We start from the raw sequence: 16,589 nt of genomic DNA, 5'->3' as shown, positions 1-16,589 counted from the left end.
GGGTGCGGGCCTCGCCGGCGTGCGGGCGTGGACCCACGCGTTCGTCCACGTGGTCGAACCAGGGCAGTGGTGGAGCGGGGTGACCCGTGGCGTGGCGGCGATCGGGCACACCTGGCGCGTCCAGGACGCCTCCGGCCGCGCGGCGATGACGCGGGCCTACGACCGGCTCAGCGCGCAGTACGTCCACAGCGGTGCGCTGCACCTGCCCGGCGCGGCCGTGCTCGCCGTCGCCACCCGTTGAGGTTCCCTCGGCGGCAGCCGCTCCTCGCGGGGCGGGCGTTCGTTGCAGGAGGACCTGCTGGCCGAGCTGGTGGAGCTGTCCAGCCGTCATGACCTCAGCTCCTGCGCTGGCGAGGTCCGCGGGCGCACGCAGGCCGCCGGCATCGAGGTGGACGCCTCGGCGATCCCGGCCGCCCGGGACGCGGACCGGCGGTGAACCAGGTCGTCGGCTCCTCGGTGGTGGTGGCCGCGCTCCTGGACAGCGGCGACGCCGCCCGATGGGCGCAGCGGCGCCTGCTGGCCGCCGCGTCCGACGTGCCGGAGCTGCTGCCGATCGGGACCGCCAACATCCTGCGGTGGTGGGGGCGGCCGCTGTGATCGAACCGGTGACCAGTGGACTCGCCTTCCGCGACCTGCTCCGGTTCGCCTCGCGTCCGGTGGGGTTCGAGCCGTGCGCGTCCCGGATCTGGGAACTGCGCCAGAACCCGACCTCCGGCGCCGCCTGGTACGTCGCGGCGGCCGAACTGCTCGACGTCCCGCTGGTCACCCTGGACGAGCGGCTCGCGCGCGCCGCCGGGCAGCGGTGTGAAGTACGCTCGCCACCGTGCTGATCCTCCTGTCGCCCGCGAAGTCGCTGGACTTCGAGTCCCGGCCGGCGAAGGTCGCCGCCACCCAGCCCCGGCTGCTCGCGGAGTCCGAGCAGCTGGCGGAGGTGATGCGGACCAAGTCGGTGGCCGACCTCGCCGCGCTGGCCGGCATCTCCGACGAGCTCGCTGCCCTCAACGCCGAGCGCTGGGCGTCCTTCCGGACCCCGTTCACCCCTGCGAACGCCCGTCCGGCCGTTCTCGCTTTCGCCGGCGACGTCTACCAGGGCCTGGCCGTGCGCGCCCGCTTCAGCACCCGCGACTACACCGAGGCGCAGAAGACGGTGCGGATCCTGTCCGGGCTCTACGGCGTGCTGCGTCCGCTCGACCTGATCCAGGCCTACCGCCTGGAGATGGGCACGCGGCTGGCCACCTCTCGCGGGACCTCGCTCTACGAGTGGTGGGGTTCGAGGATCACCGACCTGCTCGCCGCGGACCTGGCCGCATCGCCGGGTGCCAGGGTCGTGGTCAACCTGGCGTCGCTCGAGTACGCGTCGGCCGTGCGGCCCGCCGATCTCGGCGCTGTGATGATCTCGCCCCGGTTCGAGGACACCGATCCTCGCGGCCGGCGCAGCGTGGTCTCCTTCTTCGCCAAGCGCGCCCGCGGTGAACTCGCCGGCTGGCTGGTCCGCAACCGGGTGCGCACCGCCTCGGCCCTGGCCCGGTTCGACGGTGCGGGCTACCGCTATGACACCGACGCCTCGACCGCCGAGGTGCCGGTCTTCGTCCGCTCCTTCGCCGATCGCTGAGCCGCCCGGCCGTGGACCGAGGGAGGAACCGTCCCCGCGGTCGCGCGATGCGGGGACGTCCCGTCCGCGCGCACCCGGGAACGACGAGCCGCCAACCCCCGCCGGCGGCGGACTGGCGATGATCGCCTGAACGGGAACGGGGACACACCAGCGAACGGGATAGGAACCGTCCCCAATTCCGTTCGGGGGACGGTTCCTATCCCGTTCAGGGCGGGGGTCGCCTCACCCGACGACGGTCACCGAACCGGACTTGGCGGTGGTGAAGTTCGTCTTGTTCTTGCCCTTGCCGACGAAGATGCAGGGGACCGTGCGCAGCTTGGCCTTCGACAGCACCCGGCCGTTGTAGTCCTTGTTGTTCTCGAACGACACCGCCTCCGCGATGCTGCCGCTCGTGCCGCTGCCGGTCATCAGCAGGCCGTTCTTCTTGTTGTCGGCCACGACGTTGTTCTGGCCGGAGACGACCAGGGTGCCCTTCTTCGACACCGCGATGCCGTGCGCCTTCCCGGAGCTGATGGCGTTGTCGCCGCCGAGGGTCAGGGTGCCGCTGCCGGCGACCGAGATGCCCTGCTTGCCGGACTTGGTGATGTCCGTGCCGGAGACGGACGCGCTGCCGCCGCTGGGCAGGGACAGCCCCATCTGCTTGGAGGACGAGATCGTGACGTTCCGCAGCGTGACATTCGTGCCCTTGCCGGAGGAAAGGATGCCGTTGTAGCCGTTGCTCTTCGCCGTGGAGTTGGTGATGTCCGCGGTCGGGCCGCCCTTCGAGTCGGCCTGGGTGCCGAGTCCGTGGCGGCCGTTGTTGTCGAGGCTGCTGCCGCTGATCGTCACCCTCGCCCTGCTGGTCAGGGACACCCCGCAGACCTTGTTGGAGGAGATCGAGGAGTTGCTGACCACCACGCTCGCCGCGTCGGCGACGCCCAGACCGTGCCCGGTCTTGCCGGTCGTGCTGCCCTTGACCGCCTGGCCGTTCTTGTCCAGGGTGCTGTCGCTGATCGTCGCCCTGGTGGAGCTGTCGCCGGTGACCTGGACGCCGTTGCGCTGGTTCATCGTCGAGACGAGCTTGCTGGCCGTGAGCGTGGAGGAGGTCCCGACGTAGACGCCGGTCTGCTTGTTGGCGGTCGTGGTCACCGAGACCACGTCGACCGACGACGAGTCGTACACGCCCAGACCGTTGGTGGCGCCCTTGGTGATGGTGAGATTGCGGAGCTTGACGCCGCTGGCATGGGTCGTGCCGACGGCGTTGGTGCCCTTGGCCGCCGCGTCCCAGGTGCCGCCGTAGATGCCCGTGTTCGAGACGTCGGCGAAGCGGACGAGGTTGCTCGTCCCGCCCCGCCAGGTGACGGTGGTGCCGGACTCGGCAGCCAGGTAGACGCCGTTCGCGGGCCGGATGGTGTCGCTCACCGTGAACTTCCCGGACGGGATGTGGATGATCGTCGAGGCCGGCGACTTCCGCGCAGCGGTGACGATGGCGTCGGCCGAGGCGGCCTCGACCACGGAGTAGTTGCGCAGACCGAAGGCATCGGCTGCGGCCTGGACGGTATCGGTGGTCGCCGCAACGGCCACAGGAACGGGTACGAGGAGCGCTGCCGCGGTGGCCGCCAGTGCAATGGCGAGGCTCCCGCCCCGAAGGACGAGCGTGTTCATGTTGTGCACCTTGGTGTTCGGGGGAGAACAGGTGCGAAAAGTATAAACCCTGCCTGAGTGTTCCATAAGAACCCGGACGGGTGACAAGCTCCGGGAGGCACGACGGAAGCCGTCCCACCCTTCCCGGTTACGCGGCGGACGGTTCCTCCGCACAGGTCAGGGGGACGGTTCCTCCGTGCCGTCAGGACAGGCCGTAGGCCTTGTGGATCATCCAGATCGGGTGTTCGGTGCGGACGCCGGAGGACTGGCTGATCTGCCAGCGGCAGGTCTCGGTGTCGCACAGTGCCAGATCGGGGTTCGTCGCCTTCACCATGTCGAACAGCGGCTTGCCGACGGCCTGCGCGACCTCATACTTCTCCTTCTTCAGGCCGTAGGTGCCGGCGATCCCGCAGCAGACCTTCTCCGAGTCGACCACCGTGAGCCCCGGGATCAGCCGCAGCACCTCCAGGGCCGGCTTGCCGATGCCCTGGCTCTTCAGCTGGCACGGCGCGTGGTAGGGAACCGTCATCTCGATCGGCTGGAAATCGGTGGGCAGCTCGCCCGCATCGTGCAGGTCGAGCAGGAACTCCATGATGTCGCGGATCCGCGTCCCGACGTCGTGCAGCGACTCGGCGGTGACGCCCATGATCTCGTGAGCCTCGTGCTTGAGCATGCCCGTGCACGAACCGGACGAGGAGATGATGGTCAGGTCGGTCCCCGCGGACCGGAGGTCGTCACACAGCTTCAGGACGCTCTTCGTCGCGCTCTCGAACAGCCCGTTCGACTGCTGGGCCAGGCCACAGCAGCCCTGCTTGGGCACCAGCACCTCGTAGCCGAGGCGTTCCAGCACCTCGACCGACTTCTTCGACGTCTCCACCTCGAAGTAGCCGCCCGCGCAGCCGTGGAAGAAGACCACCGGCCCCCTGGTCGCCGGTGCGGCCGGCTTCGGCCGGCGCGCCCACCAGCTCGCGAACGTCTGGCCCTGCGGCGGCGGCATCGGGGCGTCCCGGTGCACCTTCACGACCGCTTCCATGGCTGCCCGCAAGGGCTTGTTGTGCAGCACCGCCCGTGCGATCGGCGCGACCGGCGTCATCACCGTGCCCATCAACGTGGTCTGGCCGATCAGCCGGTCCCGCAGCGGCATGTGGTCGGCCTTCATCACCGCGCGCGCCTGGCTGTTCAGTTCGGCGATCTGGACGCCCTGCGGGCACACCAGCGTGCAGGTGCCGCAACTCGAGCAGTAGTCGAGCGAATGATCGACGCTCTCGCCGTTGCGGAACCGCTCGGCCTGCGGGCCGACGAACTTCGGACCGGTGAACAGCGGCGTGACCGCAGACACCGGGCACTGCGTCTCGCAGATCGTGCACTTGACGCAGGCGTCCAGGCTCGCCCTGGCCAGCTCGTGGCCGGCGAACTCCAGCCCGGGCCTCGTCGTCTCCTCCGGGGTGCTCATGACAACTCCTCAAGGATCGTGTCGGCTGCCCGCACCGCGCTGCCGAGCGCGATGCCGTCGCCGGATTTCTCGGCCCAGCGCGACGAGCCGGCAATGATGCCGCCCGCAGCGAACAGGTTGGGGTGGACCACGCCGCTCGTCGCGTCCAGTACCCGCATGTCCGCCCGCACGCGCACCCCGACCCGGAACAGGGGCTGGTCGGCGCCCCAGTAGTCGCCCTGCACGAGCGGTCCGGCGTCCAGCCCGGCCAGCGGTAGCCCGAACAGGGTCTCGGTGACCGTTCCGTGGGAGTCCAGCGCCAGCGCCCCGGACTCGAAGCCCCCGGTGGCGAGGACGAACGCGTCGGCGGCGAACTCGCGCGGCGCGCCGGACGTGGCCACGGTCACCGAGCGGACGATGCCGTCCTCGACGTGTGCGGCGTAGGTCCGGGTCCCGTTGACGAGCCGGACGCCCGCGTCCCTCACCGCGGCGCCCAGGGCCTCGTTCAGCCGCATCCCCGGCACCGACGGCGGCGGCAGCGGGATCTCGAAGACCGGGTGGCCGAGCTTCTCGGCGAGGTCCTGCCACGCCGTGTGGTCCTTCAGGCCGAGCACCGCGGGCAGGCCGACCACCTCGCCGTCGTTGAGCAGGGGCGCCAGGGCGGTGGCGAAGCGGCCCCGGAACGCCGGGTCGTCGAAGGCGCGCGCGTAGGTGAGGCCGCTCGAGTCGACCTCGCCGTCGCGGGCGGGCACGTCCACGAACAGCGGCCGTGCCTCGACCCGTCCGCCGTCGGGAAGGTCTGTGCGGGCGAGGTTCTCGGCCACCAGCCTGGGGTGGAAGTCCTTCAGCCGGCGCAACCCGACGATCGCGAGCCGCTGACCGTCGCCCAGGTGCCCCGCCAGCATGCTGGGCTGCGCGAGGCAGGTCGGACGGATCGCGCCGACCGCCGTGGGCAGTTGGTAGTTGGTCTCCGCGTCCCCCACGAGCAGGTCGGGCAGCAGGCCCTTGAGGTAGTCCAGCCCGGCGTGGACGGGCGCGGCACCGATCGCGGCGTAGGGGTGCTCGGGCCGGGCGGACGCGAGCGCGGACAGGGTCAGGATCGGGTTGGTGACCCGGTCGGGGGAGTAGCCGAGGACGTCGATCGTCCCCTGGCCCAGCTGCAGGCCACCGATGCCCTTGGTGAGCAGGGTCACGGTGAGCCCGCCCGCGGCGAGCCGGTGGGCTGCGACGAGGCCGGACAGGCCTGCGCCGATGACGATCACGCGGCTCACAACGCCACCTCGCTCTCGGGCCGGGGCAGATGCTCGACGTCGAGCGTGCCGGAGAAGATCCAGTTGTCCAGGGCGGTCTGGCGCACCTGGTCGCCGTACAGGATCGGCCACAGCCCGATCCAGCGGTTCTTGAGGAACAGCCGGAGCAGGCCGGTCGCCCGTTCGATGTCGATGTGGTCGGTCTCGAGCGCGATGCCGGTCGCCCGCATCGAGCAGAAGCCGCCCTGGCAGGGGCCCATCCCGAGCCGCAGTTGGCGGCGCAGGTCGTCGAAGGTGCCCTTGGGCTGGGACTCCAGCGCAGTGGTGAACATCCTGCGGCTCATCAGCTCGCACTCGCAGATGATCTGGTCATCGACGCGGTCCTCCTCCCGGTCGTGCAACCGGTGGGTGACCACATAGTTCCTGCCGGACTCCGACCCGGGCAGAGCCTCGTCGGCCGTCCGGCACGCCCGCTTCTCGCCGAGCTTGTCGCACATCGCATCCACGATGTGCTCGGCCATCAGCCGGTAGGTGGTGAGCTTGCCGCCGCCGATGGTGAGCATGCCGTCCAGTCCGTCACGCTCGGTGTGGTCGATCACCGCCATGCCGCGGCTCATGTGCCGGGTGTCGGAGGACGCCACCCGGTTGTCCTTGATCAACGGACGGGCGCCGGCCCACGCGTGCAGCGCGCGCGAGGAACGGAAGCCGGGGATCAGCACCTCGCCCGCGTCCAGCATCTGCTGGACCTCGTCGTGCTCGATGGCCAGGTTGTCCGGGTCGTCGACCTTCACGTCGGTGGTGCCGATGATGCTCACGGTGTGCACGGGGACGAGGATGTCGCCGTCGGCGGGGTAGATGCAGCGGTTCACCACCCGGTTCACGAGTCGGTGGTTCATCGCGATCATGATCCCGCGGCCGGGCACGACGTCGACCGGGTGGGCACCGGCCATGGCGGCGATCTGGCCCGCCCACGGACCCGCGCAGTTGAGCACGAAGCCGCAGTCGATCAGGACGTCCTCGCCGTTCTTCAGGTCGGTGGCGTGGACGGCGGCGACGTGACCGTCCGCCGTGCCGATCTTCGTGACCTTGTGGTAGGTCAGGACGTCGGCGCCGTACGCCTTCGCCGAGTTCGCCGCGCCCCAGACCAGCTGCCAGCCGTCGACCGTCCCGTCCTGCACCTCGATCGCACGCAGGATGCCGGGGTTCAGCCGCGGCTCGTTGCGGAGCGCCTCGGCGACCGAGACCTCGCGGGCCGGAACTCCGGTCGCCCGCGCCCCCTCCAGGAACTTGTCGGCGAACGCCGGGTCGTCGCCGGGGCAGGTGACGAAGTAGCCGCCGGTGGCCTCGATCGCGCTGGCCTGGATCCGGGTGAGGATCGCGTTCTCCTGTGCGCACTCGGTGGCGGACTCCGGGTCGCTGACGACGTAGCGTCCCCCGGAGTGCAGCAGGCCGTGGAACCGTCCGGTCGTGCCCTGACCGAGGTCGGCCCGGTCCAGCAGCACGGTGGTGTAGCCGCGCATCGCGACATCACGGACGACGCCGGCGCCGGTGGAGCCGCCACCGATGACGACGACGTCAACAGCGAGCCTTCTCACGTGGGCCTCCCCAGAGTCATGGGCGCCGGCCCGCCCGGCGCACCATCGACGTCCGGACAGCGCGGTACGCCTCCTTCCCTGCAGGCTAGTCAGAGGCGGGTCGGGGATTCACCACCATCCGACAAGGTCGCCCATGCGTGCACGAATGCGCAGGGGCCATGGGAAATCGACACCCTGGCGGATCGGCCACGGTTGCCCGCTCCGTCCACCGGTTCGTGGACTGAATAGGGGACGGTTCCTGACTCGGTCCACTCTGCGCTCGGTCCCTGGTGGTGGACCGGGAAGAGAACCGTCCCCAACTCGGTCCACGGTCCCTGGGGTTGTGGACTGAATAGGGGACGGTTCCTGACTCGGTCCCTGGGTTCGTGGACTGAGAAGAGAACCGTCCCCCACTCGGTCCAGTCCCGAACTCGGTCCGGCGATGGGGGCGTCCCGGCCCTGCTCGCGTCGGTTCGGCCCGCGCGCGGTTCCCCGCATCCGTCCGGACCGGCGTGCCTCGGCGGCCGGACTCCCGCAGAGGCTCCCGAAACTCGCGGACGCCAGCGGGGCTTCGCTGCGCGGACGATCCTCGCGCGCACGTGCGTGCCCGTGGGGGCGGGGCGAGCCGGGCCGGAGCCGGTCAGTACGGCTAGGAGGCTGCTGAACAATGCTGTTCCGAGCGAGGACGTGCCGGGCGGGATGAGCGGCAAGGCCACATCTTGTGGGTGATAGTGGTCCTATGCCCCAAGGTGTGGCCGCTGCGGATCGCCCGATCCGGCGCGCCGCAGCCGGGACATGATTGTTCAGCAGCCTCCTAGACCCGGGCGCGGTCGAGGACGGCGCGGGCGGTGCCCTCGTCGAGGACGAGGTCGGTGGCGGTGCCGGCCCGGAGCGCGCCGACCACGGCGGGTGCCCGGGACGGATCCGCGACCACGCAGATGCGGCGCGGCACGCGCTGGAGCTCGGCGGGGGTCAGGCCGGTGGCGCGCTCGTTGTAGGAGATGTCGGCGTACGAGCCGTCCTCGCGGAGCAGCACCGTGCAGACGTCCCCCACCACGCCGTCGGAGGCGAGCTGGCGCATGTCGGAGGCGTCCATGTAGCCCGCGGAGTAGACGTGGGAAGGGACGCGTCCCTCCAGGCAGCCGACGCCGAAGACGGCCAGGTCGAGCTTCGAGTGCAGCTTGAGCACGTTCTGCACCGACCGCTCCCGCCACATCGCCTGCTTCGTGGCCGCGTAGTCGAAGAAGGCGGGGACGGGGAACAGCACCACCCGCGCGTCGAAGGCGTCCCCGATCGACTGCAGGATCTCACCGATATAGGGGATCCCGGAGCTGCGCTGGTTCGCCCCGCCGTTGATCTGGACGACCGTCGACCCGACCAGCGGACGCCTGCCCAGGTGCTTCACGACGTGGGAGAGGGTGACCCCCCAGGCGACCCCGATCAGCTGGTGGTCGTCGACGGCCTCGGTGAAGAGGCGTCCGGCCAGCCGCGCGACCTGGTCGAACCGGACGTTCTCGTTGGCGTTCTCGCGGACCGACACCATGTGCACCCGGACGCCGAAGTGACGGCTGATCGCCGACGCGAGCGGGGACTGCGACCCGCTGTGGTCGGCGAGGCTGATCCGGACCAGTCCGGACTCGCGAGCATCCTTCAGCAGCCGCGAGACCGACGAGCGGGAGAGCCTCAATTGGTGGGCGATGCTCTCCATCGTTTCGCCCTGGATGTAGTAGCGGGAAGCCGCTTGGTACATGTCCTCGTAGCGCTCGTTCAAGCTTGCACCCTCTCCGTGCACGTTCGTGCACAGGTCTAGCGCATCCGTTCAGGCGTTAGCAAGATGGGCGCTACGGGCGGGGTGAGAGCGTTTGACCTTGCCGTGCCTTATCGTCGTGGTTCAGCGGGTACGAAGGAGTCCGATGTTCCGATCAGCGGTCGGCGCGCATGCGCCAACGCTCGGTGGCTCCGGATCCGGCATCAAGGAGGAAGCCGACCCGACTGGGCACCACCACCCCTCGCGTTCGCCACATGGAGCCTTGGCGGACAGCGACCACAGCGAGGCTCCAGTGGTACTGCTCACCACGAAGTCAGCCCGGGCGCGCGCAACGCTGGGCTGTCCCGCCAGTACGTCCCGCCGGTCGCGCCCGCTCACTCGGGCCGCGCAACCTCTCCCGGCGGGAGTCTGATCTCCGTCCTCAACCTCTGTTCCAAGAGACAAACCAACGTCTGCGTCCCGTCCGGGACGCCAAACTGACACCATTGTGGGTGTCGGAAAGTGAGCCATCGTGACTCTCGGCACGATCTTTCTGTCCGAGTTCGTAGGTAGCGCGATCCTGCTGCTGTTCGGCGCGGGTGTTGTTGCCAACAACCTGCTCTCCAAGACCAAGGGACACGGGGGCGGCGTCCTCCACATCAACTGGGGATGGGGCATCGCCGTCTTCGCCGGTGTTCTGGCCTCGTACAAGTCCGGCGGCCACCTGAACCCGGCCGTCACCCTCGCGCTGGTCGCGGCAGGCAAGAAGGAGTTCGTCCCCGGGATCCCGGTTGATGCGGCTTCGATTGCCACCTACCTGTCCGCCCAGCTGCTCGGCGCTTTCGTCGGTGCGGTCCTGTGCTGGCTGGTCTACAAGCAGCACTTCGACGAGGACGCCCCCGACGGCTTCAAGCTCGGCGTCTTCTCGACCGGCCCGGAGATCCGCAACTACGGCTGGAACTTCGTGACTGAGGCCATCGCCACCTTCGTGTTCGTCACGGTCATCCTGGCCGCCGGTCACTGGGGCGACTCGAACACCGCCACCCCCGGCGGCCTGGGCTGGCTCGGCGCGCTCGGCGTCGCCCTGCTGGTCGTCGGCGTCGGCGCCTCGCTCGGTGGCCCGACCGGATACGCCATCAACCCGACTCGTGACCTCGGCCCCCGCATCGCGCACGCGGTCCTCCCGATCCCGAACAAGGGCTCCTCGGACTGGGCCTACGCGTGGGTTCCGGTGGCCGGCCCGATCGTCGGCGGTGTGCTTGCCGGTCTGCTGAGCGGTGTGCTCCTGCCTGCGTGAGCACATCAGTAGTACTCCTGGTAGTACTCCTGGCTGGGTGGGCCTGACCGGTCCACCCAACCAGGGACCTGCACCGCGCCGAGAGGCAGCACAGTCCCCGCACAGCGTGGCCGGGTAGACCGGGTCGTGCCGCGCAGGACCGGCGTCCCGGCGGGTTCAGGAAAAGCACGAGCGGGCCGGTGACCGCCGACCCGCTCGCAGAAACATCATCATCGGCTCAACAACAATGACGTGGAAGGAATTATCCATGGCCGACAAGTACATCCTCGCGATTGACCAGGGAACGACCAGCTCCCGGGCGATCATCTTCAATCACGAGGGACGCATCGTCTCCGTGGGGCAGAAGGAGCACGAGCAGATCTTCCCGAGGGCAGGGTGGGTCGAGCACAACGCGATCGAGGTCTGGGACGCGGTCCGCGAGGTCGTGGGCGAGGCCCTGGCCAAGGCGAGCCTGAACAAGGACAACATCCAGGCGGTCGGCATCACCAACCAGCGTGAGACCACGCTGGTCTGGAACAAGGAGACCGGCCAGCCCGTCTACAACGCGATCGTGTGGCAGGACACCCGCACCGCCAAGATCGTCGAGGAGCTCGGCGGCGCAGAGGGCCAGGACAAGTACAAGGCCAAGGTCGGCCTTCCGCTGGCCACCTACTTCTCCGGGCCCAAGGTCAAGTGGATCCTCGACAACGTCGAGGGTGCCCGCGCGGACGCCGAGGCCGGCAAGCTGGTCATGGGCAACATGGACACCTGGGTGATCTGGAACCTCACCGGCGGCGTCGACGGTGGCATCCACGTCACCGACCCGACCAACGCGTCCCGCACCATGCTGATGGACCTGGACACGCTGAGCTGGGACGCCGACATCGCGGCGGACATGGGCATTCCGATGAGCATGCTGCCCGAGATCAAGTCGTCCTCGGAGGTCTACGGCTACGGACGCGAGCAGGGCCTGCTCGGCGGCGTCCCGATCGCCGGCGACCTGGGCGACCAGCAGGCGGCCACCTTCGGCCAGGCCGCGTTCAACGTCGGCGACGCCAAGAACACCTACGGCACCGGCTGCTTCATGATCATGAACACCGGCACCGAGAAGGTCCCGTCGAAGAACGGCCTGCTGACCACCGTCTGCTACAAGATCGGCGACCAGCCGACCGTGTACGCCCTCGAGGGTTCGATCGCCGTCACCGGCTCGCTGGTGCAGTGGCTGCGCGACAACCTGAAGATGTTCTCCTCCGCCCCCGAGGTGGAGGAGCTGGCCGCGTCCGTCGAGGACAACGGCGGCGCGTACTTCGTGCCGGCGTTCTCCGGCCTGTTCGCCCCGTACTGGAAGGCTGACGCCCGCGGCGCGATCGTCGGTCTCACCCGGTTCGTCAACCGCGGCCACATCGCCCGCGCGGTCCTGGAGGCCACCGCCTTCCAGACCCGTGAGGTGCTGGACGCCATGGAGGCCGACTCCGGGGTGAAGCTCGCCGAGCTGAAGGTCGACGGCGGCATGACCCAGAACGAGCTGCTGATGCAGTTCCAGGCCGACCAGGTCGGCGTGCCGGTGGTGCGTCCGGTGGTGGCCGAGACGACCGCGCTCGGTGCGGCCTACGCCGCCGGCATCGCGACCGGCTACTGGGGTGGCGAGCAGGACGTCATCGACAACTGGGCAGAGGACAAGCGCTGGGAGCCCAAGATGGACTCCGACGAGCGCGAGCGCCTGTACCGCAACTGGAAGAAGGCCGTCACCAAGACCTTCGACTGGGTCGACGACGACGTCGAGTGACCTGTCACCGACACCCGCCGGTGCCGCCGGGACCCACGCGGGCCCGGCGGCACACCGTTTTCCGGCCCGTCCTCCCGTGCCGGCACGGGGCATCGTTCCGTTGTGCCGGTCACGGGCGACGGGTTCCGTCATGCCGGTTGCGTGGGCAGCGTCCCGGGCGGGCGGTGGAGTGGAGGGAACCCGGCGCCGGCGCGCGTTGTGGCGTGCCGGGACGGACCGTGACCGAGGGCCGGGCTAGGTGCCGATCATGACCGGGGCGGACGCGCCGTAGCGGTTCTCCACGCGGACCTCGACCGTTCCCGTGACCCCTGCGGGGACGGTGACGTAGAGCCGCTTCGACGAGCTCACCTTCAGGTTGGTGCCCGCGACACCTCCGAACGTCACGGCGGTCACGCCGGAGAAGTAGCGTCCGGAGATCTTGAGCCGCGGGCCGGCCGCGGAGGAACCGACCGTGCTCGGCGTGAGGCGGGGGGAGGACGAGAGTCGTAGCACCTTCGCCACGTGTCCGTAGCGGTACCGGGCGGCGGCCTTCCCCGACGCCGACGGCCCGACCGCGGTCACGACGCTCACCGTGACCGTCCGCGCCGGCTGGGCGGGCGCGACGGCGATGATCTGGGTGTCGGAGACCACCCGGAAGTCGGTGGCCGCGTGGGTGCCGAACTTCACCGCCGTCGTCCCGGTGAAGGACGACCCGGTCAGCACGACCTGAGTGCCGCCGCGGACGGAGCCGGCGGAGACCGAGAGCGCATCGACCACGGCGGGTGGCTGGTAGGCGGTGGAGGCCACCCCGGACGCCGACAACTCGGTGACGACCTGCACGGACACCGGGCCGGGGGCCGGCGCGGGAGCCGTCGCGACCAGCGTGGAGGCCGACCGCACGTCGAGCCGGGTCGCCGGGCTGCCGTTCACCAGGACGCCGGTGACGCCGAGGAACCCGCTGCCGCGGACGGTGAGCCGCAGCTGTGAGCCGGTGCTGCCGAGCGCGCTGACCGCCGTGATGCCCGGCGCGATCGACAGCAGCCGGTTCGGCGTCCGCGCGGGGTTGTCCCCGATCAGGCCCGGGGAGCTGATGGCGAGAATCCTGGTGGAGACCTTCGCCGCGCTCCAGGAGCGGTGGGCACCCAGGACCAGGGCGGCGACACCCGACACGTGAGGGGTCGCCATCGAGGTTCCCGACTTCAGCACGGGGCTGGTGCCGGTGGGGGACGCGGAGAGGATCGAGACCCCCGGGGCGTAGAGGTCGACGCAGCGACCCGAGTTCGAGAACCACGCCCGCTGGTCGGAGGAGTCCGAGGCGGCGACCGTCAGCGCGCTCCTCGCCGAGGACGGGGACGCGTCGCAGGCGTCCGCGCTCTCGTTGCCGGCGGCGGCCACCACGGTGACCCCCTCCTTCACCAGCTTCGCCACGAGGTCGTTCTCGGCCCGGTTGGGCGGGCCGGTGATGCTGAGGTTCACCACGGCGGGCTGACCGGCCCGGTGGTCCTTGAGCACCCAGTCCAGTCCGAGCACCGTCCAGGCGCTGTCGCCGCTGCCGCTGCAGTCGAGCACCCGGACGGGGACGAGCGTGACGCCCTTGGCCACCCCGTAGGTGGAGCCGCCCACGGTGCCGGCGACGTGGCTGCCGTGCCCGACGCAGTCGGTGGTCTGCGGCTCGTCCGGCACGAACGAGACACCGTCGGCGAGGCGTCCGGTGAACTCCCCGCTCGCCGCGCTGATCCCGGTGTCGACCACATAGACCTTCACCCCGGCGCCGGTCTGGCCGGTGGTGTAGGAGCTGTCCAGGGGCAGCGCGGACTGGTCGATCCGGTCCAGGCCCCAGCCCGGGGAGGGCTGCGTGTCCGCCGCCCGTACCCGGGTGTCGGGCTGGACGTAGGCGACGTCCGGGTCGGCGGCCAGGGCGGTGGCCTCCGCGCTGGTCAGACCGACCACGACGGCATCGAGGCCGTCGACATCGTGCACGCTCCGGCCGCGCGGGAGGTCGGGGTCCTCGGCCGCCTCGGGCGACCGGTAGCGCACGATGTAGCCGGTGCGTGCGCCCTCCGGCGCCGGCGTGGTCGTGGAGCCGGGATCTGCGGTCACCGACGGTTCCGCGGTCGCCGACGGTTCCGCGGTCGCCGACGGTTCCGCGGCGGGGGTGCGGGCCGCCTGGCTCGGCGCGGGATCACCCGCGGAGTCACGCGGGGCCGGGTCGGTGGCCGTCGCACCGGGCGTGGGATCTCCGGCGTCGTGGCCGGCGGTGGGTCCGGACGCGGGGCTCGTGGTGGACGCGGCGGACGCGGTGGACGCGGGCTTCGGGGTGGACGCGGGGCTCGCGGTGGCGGACGCGGCGGGCTCGTTCCCGGGCGCGCCGGAACTCGTCGTGTCGGCTGCGGCCGACAGCGCCGTGGACAAGGTGATCGCGAGCGCAAGTCCGCAGATCGAAACCCCCGTGCGCAGCTTTCCCATGCTCCCCCCGAGCGTGCGAGAAAGTACCCCGGGGAGGAGTCTAGGCGATCCGTCCCCGCACGGCGAGGGTGGCGCCGCGGCGCTCCGCCCGGGAACGGGGCTCAGTGCCCGCTGACCACGATCTCGGCGACCCCGCCGCGGTAGTAGTCGTTTCCGATCGAGGGCAGCGAGGTGAGGTAGACCAGCAGGTACCTGGTCTGGACCGGCTGCCCCGGCACCAGCGTGGTGCTGGTTCCCGCGTCCGCCACGCTCGCCATCGAGTCCCATCGTTCGACGGACTTCATCGGGGCCGACTCCACCGGTTCGGAGGGGACCTTCAGCGCGACGGCCGTTCCCTTGCCCTCCAGGGTGAGCTGGACGCGGGTCACCGTCCTGGTCTCGCCCAGGTCGAGGACCAGCCCGACACCGGGCTTGCGGGAGCCGAGGGCGGCCGAGCGGTACTTCTCGGTACGCCAGACGGTCTCGGGGTTTCCGTCCACGGCGAGGGGGGCGGACTTGTTCGACTCGGACGCGTCACCGCCGTCCGCCTTCGGGTCGAACGCGGTCGCCTTCGTCACGCTGAGCGTGCCGGTCGCGGTCGCGGGCGTGGTGGCGGGATCCCGGACGCTGAGAGCGACCGCCGCGACGATCCCGACGGCGAGCACCAGGGCGAGGGCACCGAGCAGCACTGGCAGGCGAAGTGACCGGCGCGGTGCCGGCTGGTCGGCGGCGACGGGCCTGGCGTTCGCCGGCGGCGGCACCGGGGTGAAGGACTCGCTGCGTTCCAGGGCCGCGGCCACGAACGGCTGGGTCGAGTCCTCGGGCTCGTCGTCCTCCTCGGGCAGCGAGGCGGACGTCGCGCTGAACCGCCCCACCGAAGCGGGGGTCGGACGCGGCGGCGCCACCCGCGAGACCGGCGCCGGCGTGGCGTCGGACCCGGCGGCGTCCCGATCGGGATCCAGCCGGGCGCGGAGGTCCTGGGCCGCCCCCATCGGACCGAGCACGAGGGAGAGCTGGGTGGTCACGTCCTGCGCGGTGGCGAGCCGGGGCGCGTGGCCGCGCGGCACCGGCGAGAGCAGCCGGTCGACCACCCGGTCGACGGCGGGTGCCACCCCGCCGCGCACCTCGCTGGGCAGCACCCAGTTGCTGTCCGCGACGGGGGCGGCCGGGAGCCCGAACCGGTCGCCCCCGGGCCAGCGGGCGACCAGGCACGCGTACAGCAGTTGGCCCAGCGCCCGCACGTCGGCCGCCTCGCCGTTGGTCGCCGTCGCCGCGGGCCGGCCGGCGTCGTTCACCCCGAAGCCGAGCACCTTCACGTTCCCCGAGGTGGTGACCAGCACCGTCGCGGGGCTGAGGTGGCGGTGGAAGTGGCCCTGCGCGTGCAGGGCGATCAGGGCGTCGGCGACCTCACGGACGATCCAGGCCGACTCGACCCCGGTCAGCGGGCCACCGCGGAGCACCTTCTCCAGGGTCTGGCCGGCCGCGTACTCGTAGACCAGGTACGGCCCGACGCCGGGCTCGTCCTCGACGACGTCGAGGACCCGGAGGAAGCGCGCGTCGGTGGCCAGCGCCGCCTCGCGGGACAGCCGCAGCACCTCCGCCGTGCCTTGATCGTCCGGGTCCAGCAGGTGTACCAGCACCGCTCGTCCCAGGACGAGGTCGTCCGCCCGCCAGGTCTGCGTCCGGTTGCTGACGGCGAGCTGCTCGGCGAGGCGGTAGCGCCGGCCGAGTACGCGGGAGCCGTCGCCCGCCGAGGCCTCAGGCGTCCCTGCGATCGGGGGGGCCGGGAAGTCCAGCACGTCGCCGGGCGGCGCGGTCGCTGCGGCACCCACCCCGGCGGGCGCCGGTACGGCCGCTCCCGCCGG

14 protein-coding genes are annotated in these 16,589 nt (G+C 70.9%); 7 read left to right on the top strand and 7 right to left on the bottom strand.

Going from position 1 to position 16,589, the window contains the following annotated elements; all coding sequences use genetic code 11:
* The 5 genes from QM633_RS07520 to yaaA all read left to right on the top strand — a co-directional run.
* Positions 1–241: hypothetical protein (locus tag QM633_RS07520; protein WP_415153123.1), on the top strand; the 241-nt coding region annotated here is incomplete at its 5' end.
* Between the two features lie 42 nt (positions 242–283).
* Positions 284–436, top strand: a complete 153-nt coding sequence (locus tag QM633_RS07515) for a hypothetical protein (protein WP_415153122.1) — start codon at positions 284–286, stop codon at positions 434–436.
* Positions 433–597, top strand: a complete 165-nt coding sequence (locus tag QM633_RS07510; RefSeq protein WP_415153121.1) for a hypothetical protein — start codon at positions 433–435, stop codon at positions 595–597. Before QM633_RS07515 ends, QM633_RS07510 begins: the two co-directional genes overlap by 4 nt.
* Complete coding sequence (locus tag QM633_RS07505; protein WP_415153120.1) at positions 579–830, top strand: hypothetical protein; 252 nt, start codon at positions 579–581, stop codon at positions 828–830. Before QM633_RS07510 ends, QM633_RS07505 begins: the two co-directional genes overlap by 19 nt.
* Positions 824–1,612, top strand: coding sequence for a peroxide stress protein YaaA (yaaA, locus tag QM633_RS07500; protein ID WP_415153119.1), 789 nt, complete (start codon positions 824–826; stop codon positions 1,610–1,612). The genes QM633_RS07505 and yaaA overlap by 7 nt, the downstream gene beginning before the upstream one ends.
* Before the next feature lie 222 nt (positions 1,613–1,834).
* Here the strand turns inward: yaaA and QM633_RS07495 are convergent, their stop codons facing one another.
* The 5 genes from QM633_RS07495 to QM633_RS07475 form a co-directional block, all read right to left on the bottom strand.
* Positions 1,835–3,256 (bottom strand): right-handed parallel beta-helix repeat-containing protein, encoded by a 1,422-nt coding sequence (locus QM633_RS07495; RefSeq protein ID WP_415153118.1) that lies wholly within the window; start codon positions 3,254–3,256, stop codon positions 1,835–1,837.
* A gap of 181 nt (positions 3,257–3,437) precedes the next feature.
* Positions 3,438–4,688 (bottom strand): anaerobic glycerol-3-phosphate dehydrogenase subunit C, encoded by a 1,251-nt coding sequence (locus tag QM633_RS07490; protein WP_415153117.1) that lies wholly within the window; start codon positions 4,686–4,688, stop codon positions 3,438–3,440.
* Complete coding sequence (gene glpB, locus QM633_RS07485; RefSeq protein ID WP_415153116.1) at positions 4,685–5,938, bottom strand: glycerol-3-phosphate dehydrogenase subunit GlpB; 1,254 nt, start codon at positions 5,936–5,938, stop codon at positions 4,685–4,687. Before glpB ends, QM633_RS07490 begins: the two co-directional genes overlap by 4 nt.
* The gene (gene glpA, locus QM633_RS07480) at positions 5,935–7,512 is read right to left on the bottom strand and encodes an anaerobic glycerol-3-phosphate dehydrogenase subunit GlpA (RefSeq protein ID WP_415153115.1); all 1,578 of its coding nucleotides are present in this window, start codon (positions 7,510–7,512) and stop codon (positions 5,935–5,937) included. The genes glpB and glpA overlap by 4 nt, the downstream gene beginning before the upstream one ends.
* 793 nt (positions 7,513–8,305) lie before the next feature.
* Positions 8,306–9,262 (bottom strand): sugar-binding transcriptional regulator, encoded by a 957-nt coding sequence (locus tag QM633_RS07475; RefSeq protein WP_415153114.1) that lies wholly within the window; start codon positions 9,260–9,262, stop codon positions 8,306–8,308.
* Between the two features lie 505 nt (positions 9,263–9,767).
* Here QM633_RS07475 and QM633_RS07470 point away from each other — a divergent pair.
* Together QM633_RS07470 and glpK are read left to right on the top strand one after the other, a co-directional pair.
* Positions 9,768–10,535, top strand: coding sequence for an MIP/aquaporin family protein (locus tag QM633_RS07470; RefSeq protein ID WP_415153124.1), 768 nt, complete (start codon positions 9,768–9,770; stop codon positions 10,533–10,535).
* Positions 10,536–10,782: 247 nt separating this feature from the next.
* Positions 10,783–12,300: a glycerol kinase GlpK gene (glpK, locus tag QM633_RS07465; protein ID WP_415153113.1), complete on the top strand. Its 1,518-nt coding sequence runs from the start codon at positions 10,783–10,785 to the stop codon at positions 12,298–12,300.
* Positions 12,301–12,534: 234 nt separating this feature from the next.
* On the opposite strand, the gene QM633_RS07460 is transcribed toward glpK, so the two are convergent.
* Positions 12,535–14,745 carry a S8 family serine peptidase gene (locus QM633_RS07460; protein WP_415153112.1) on the bottom strand — a complete coding sequence of 737 codons (2,211 nt, stop codon included), beginning with the start codon at positions 14,743–14,745 and terminating at the stop codon, positions 12,535–12,537.
* Positions 14,746–14,846: 101 nt separating this feature from the next.
* Positions 14,847–16,589, bottom strand: a 1,743-nt coding sequence (locus QM633_RS07455; protein ID WP_415153111.1) for a protein kinase domain-containing protein, incomplete at its 5' end; no start/stop codon positions are given.

Origin of the sequence: Propionicimonas sp., from assembly GCF_047606205.1 — a bacterium.
Lineage (GTDB): Bacteria > Actinomycetota > Actinomycetes > Propionibacteriales > Propionibacteriaceae > Propionicimonas.
This window is presented reverse-complemented; position numbering and strand designations above follow the sequence as displayed.